Annotated in this window: 4 protein-coding genes; 2 read left to right on the top strand and 2 right to left on the bottom strand. The window is 45.5% G+C overall.

Annotated features, from left to right (window positions below):
- Together B7L70_RS11955 and B7L70_RS11950 are read right to left on the bottom strand one after the other, a co-directional pair.
- Nucleotides 1-1,128: NAD(P)/FAD-dependent oxidoreductase (locus B7L70_RS11955; RefSeq protein ID WP_081228383.1), on the bottom strand; the 1,128-nt coding region annotated here is incomplete at its 3' end.
- Between the two features lie 37 nt (nucleotides 1,129-1,165).
- Nucleotides 1,166-1,684: a hypothetical protein gene (locus B7L70_RS11950; RefSeq protein ID WP_081228382.1), complete on the bottom strand. Its 519-nt coding sequence runs from the start codon at nucleotides 1,682-1,684 to the stop codon at nucleotides 1,166-1,168.
- A gap of 126 nt (nucleotides 1,685-1,810) precedes the next feature.
- Here B7L70_RS11950 and B7L70_RS11945 point away from each other — a divergent pair, with 126 nt between their 5' ends.
- Both B7L70_RS11945 and B7L70_RS11940 read left to right on the top strand, forming a co-directional pair.
- Nucleotides 1,811-2,623, top strand: coding sequence for a respiratory nitrate reductase subunit gamma (locus tag B7L70_RS11945; protein WP_238376245.1), 813 nt, complete (start codon nucleotides 1,811-1,813; stop codon nucleotides 2,621-2,623).
- 4 nt (nucleotides 2,624-2,627) lie between these two features.
- On the top strand, nucleotides 2,628-4,031 hold the full coding sequence (locus tag B7L70_RS11940) for a (Fe-S)-binding protein (RefSeq protein WP_081228381.1): 1,404 nt from the start codon (nucleotides 2,628-2,630) through the stop codon (nucleotides 4,029-4,031).
- Nucleotides 4,032-4,164 lie beyond the last annotated feature (133 nt).

Below are 4,164 nucleotides of genomic sequence, written 5' to 3'. Positions count from 1 at the left end.
CCACCAACCAAACCTTGTGGTTATAAATGGCATCTCATTGACCTTATAATCCCACCATGGTAACCAAGCCCTACCCCTACCATGCTGCGTATAGAGGTCGCTGAGCATTGGACATATTGTCTCGCCCCTATACATCCTACGTGGACCGACACCCAGTACATCACTGGTTATATTCTCAACAACAACATCGGATTGGTAATGGGCCACGGAGGCTGCCTTAGCCACCTCCAGAGCCGTGGCGTCACCAATTACGTAAACCTCGTCATACTTCACCTTACCTTTACGGTACTGGAGAGTGTATCGGTCACAGGGCACGAATCCGTAGGGATCGCCTATCCCCGATTCCCTAATTGCCTTGGTACCCCTGTGTGGCGGTATTGTGATTAGCAGGTCATACTTGACCTTCTCACCCTTATCACTAACCACAACCTTCTCCTCAGCCCTTACCTCTGATACAGTGAAATTGAACACATAACTAACACCACGCTCCTCAAGTAGCTGCTTACCCAATTTATTCACCTCAGGTTGTGCGTGTAGGTGATCAGTTGGGTATAGCAACGTTATATTTACGTTACTACGCGCACCCTTATCCCTGAGGAAGTCGTCAAGCATCAAGCCAAACTTTAGCGGTGCTATTGGGCACTTTATTGGCGGCTCCACGAACAACTCAACTATCGTACCCTTACTAAACCCCTGGAGCATATTCCTAAGTTCCAGTGCGCCCTCAAGTGTGTAGTACGTGTGGTAATCCTTCAATAAACCCGGTACTTCCTCAGGGACATAGTCAGCCCCCGTTGCTATCACCAGGTAATCATACATGTACTTACTACCGTCGGCGAACGTTAAGGTTCTATTTGCCAAATCAATGCTTAACAACTCACCTGACTTACCAAACCTATACCTAATCCTTGAGTTCAACACCTCCTTTTTTGAGCCTCTGGCATACTCCTCACTCATTGATCCAAAGGTTATCAGGGGATACATAGCTTGTATCACGTACTCTTCGCTTCTATCGAACAGTACAATCTCAACATCACCCTTAACTATCTCCCACCTAAGTCTCCTCGCGAGTTTATTCGCGACAACGATACCTGAAAAGTTCCCGCCAACCACCGCTATTTTCTTCATCAGCGCATTGCCATGTTGAATTAGTATATGATTTATTTCACGTACTATGTGAAACCCTTAACGCGCTTATTAGTTGATTTAAATAGGCATCTGAATTGAACTCCAGATCCTCAATTAGACCTTCCAGGAAACTCTCATTAAATAATTCCCCCGGTACGGCAGATTTAATACCAACAATGACTAGAGCCCTGCCCTCCTCCTCATTAAGTTTTAGTGGGAATAGGAAGGGTGCCTTCGACTTATCCCCATAGAGTTCGTAACCAACCTTTGTCGTTAAATCCTCCAAGTCCCTAAAAACATCCCTAATATTTGGGGCCTCATTTATGTCGAGCTCCTCGATTAGGTTTAGGTCAAGTAATGCCAATGATACGTAACCACCCTCCTCAGCCGCATTTATTAACAGAGACTCCTCACCAGCCCTATAGAGAATCGCGTTAACCTCATTGCCGGATGAACCCCTTACCTCAGCAATAACCTCAGACATTTCCGTGAACTCCAGGAAACCAGCCTCCCTAGCCCTGTTTATTACGACTAAAGCCTCCTCCTGAATTCCCATTAATGTTGATGGATACCTTCCTAAATATACCCCTTATTTCACATGCCCTCGGCAATGAGCTCGTCTTCTACGTATTACGTGCAACAGTCTTTATTACTATAATGCTGCGTTTCATTATGATAAACTATGAATATTGCCTACCTCATACTCTATGGCTACGTACCCTACGCAGTAATGCTGATATTCATAGTGGGTATAGTGTATAGGCTAGTTAGGTGGTTGACGCCTAAGGGATTAACGGGGCTCTACAATGTGAATGCCACGGTGAATGGGGATGATTATGGTAAGATAACCCTTGAGATACTCAAGAGGATATTCCTATTCTACACATTGCCAGACACAGACAACACCTTGTTTATAGGTTCACTCCTATTCCACTGGGGTATTTGGATCGCACTAATTGGGCACCTAGGTATAATAATACCGAGTAAATACCTCGAGTCGTGGTTTGGGATATCACCTAGTCTACACCATGTAATAGCGCTTTACGTAGGCGGGACTGCGGGTACAATAGCCCTTGTGGGCTTACTAATACTCATCACTAGGAGAATTACTGGTAGGACGGTAACGATAAAGCTCGTTAATGAGTATAAGGTACGCATACCCCTAACAACGCTTAGCTTCCTTGATGATTACTTCGCGGTTGCGATATTACTAGCCATAATCGCGCTCGGTTTAGCACAGACCCTAGGTATTACACCAACACATCCCACGTATATTGATGAAATAAGTAATTGGATGTGGTCCCTAGTTACCTTACACCCCAACGTCAGCTACATAGTTGCCGACCCATTACTCCAGGTACATGCATTACTGGCAATGATTTTCATAGCCTACTTCCCATGGAGTAAGATGATGCACCCATTCTCTTTCATATACATATCACCCACCGTGGCGAGACCATCAATAAAAATAAAGGTAAGGTCCGTACAGAGGTGAGACTATGGCACACAAACTCCCAGAGTTCAGATATGGAGATACATCAAACATAAAGCCGCACAAGGCTGATGCAAAACTACTCGAGAGGTTACACAGTAGGGTAAACTTCAAACCACCCGGGCCAGAGACAGATAGGATCGCTTACTTCAAGAGGAGACTGCTTGAGGAGTTTGATAGTAATAGGAATGTTAAGTTAGCGGTAGAGACCTGTGTGCACTGTGGTGCCTGTCTAACAGTGTGCCCAACGTACATAACCACGGGCGATATTAAGAACTCACCTGTAGGTAGAGCAGAACTAATAAGGGCAATAATAAAGGGCGAGAAGCCAAGCGGTAAGATATTCGGGAAGGCTGTAAACGCCCTGCGTAAGTTCGACGAGAATTACCTAGAGATGCTCTACACATACTACTGGCAATGCCTACTATGCAGGAAGTGCGCAACGTACTGTCCATTCGGTGTTGATCAAGCAACACTAACGAGAACCGTTAGATCAATACTTTATGAAATAGGTATGGCATCTAGGTTCGTGGTGACGACAATAGATAGCATGGAACGCACGGGTAACAACATGGCGCTCACGCCAGCCGCCATAAAGAACATACTGGACTTTGTCATTAAGGAGATTAAGGAGGAGAAGGGCGTTGAGATTAAGGTTAAGGTTGACCAGCCGGCATACGCCCTACTCCTACCATCATCAGCCGACTTCTTCATGAACATAGAGACCCTCAAGGGGCACCTACTCTTCATGCATGCAATTGGGATGGACTACACAGTAAGCACTAAGGCGCTTGAGGTGGCGAACTTCGGACTCTTCCTCGACCCAAGGCACCTTAGATACATAGGCGAGATCTACGTGAATGCCGCGAGGGAGCTCGGCGTTAAATTAGCCGTGTTTTGCGAGTGTGGCCATGGTTGGCACGCCTTCAAGAATTACGTAGTTCCAAGACTTAGGGAGTACGGTATTGAGGGCGTGCATATATTCCACCTAGTAGTCGACGCGATAAAGGGTGGAAAGATAAAGCTTAACCCGGAGGCCAATGGCGACATAGTCTACATGTACCAAGACCCAGATTACTACGCCAGGGGCGGTGACTTAACTGAGGAGCCCAGGTTCATAATGAATCACGTAGTTAAGAAATGGATTGATCCCGAATACAGTAGGGGCAAGACCTGGTGCTGCGGCGGTCAGGGAGGCATGCTCGCTGATGAAATGCTGCCCCTAGCCATACAATACTCAAGGCTTTGGTACGAGGATGCGATTAGGCATGGCGCCCAATGGGTTGTTAGGCCCTGCTCAATATGCAAGGCCCAATTAAGTCACGTAGTACCGCATCTGAATAAAATGTATGGTAAGGATCTGAAGTATTCAGGACTTATGGACCTCGTGTATAGAGCACTGGTTGTTTAAATATACTTGCTTAAATTTAAATATATCAATAAACTCTTAACTATAAATCCTGGCAAAAAAGCTCACTTACATTTTACCAACATTTTGTGCAACTTCTGCATCTGTAAATTGGTTTTATAACAACTGAATAGAA

The sequence above is a fragment of the Vulcanisaeta sp. EB80 genome (genome assembly GCF_002078205.2).
Note: the sequence above shows the minus strand (reverse complement) of the source record. Positions and strands in the feature narration are given on the sequence as shown.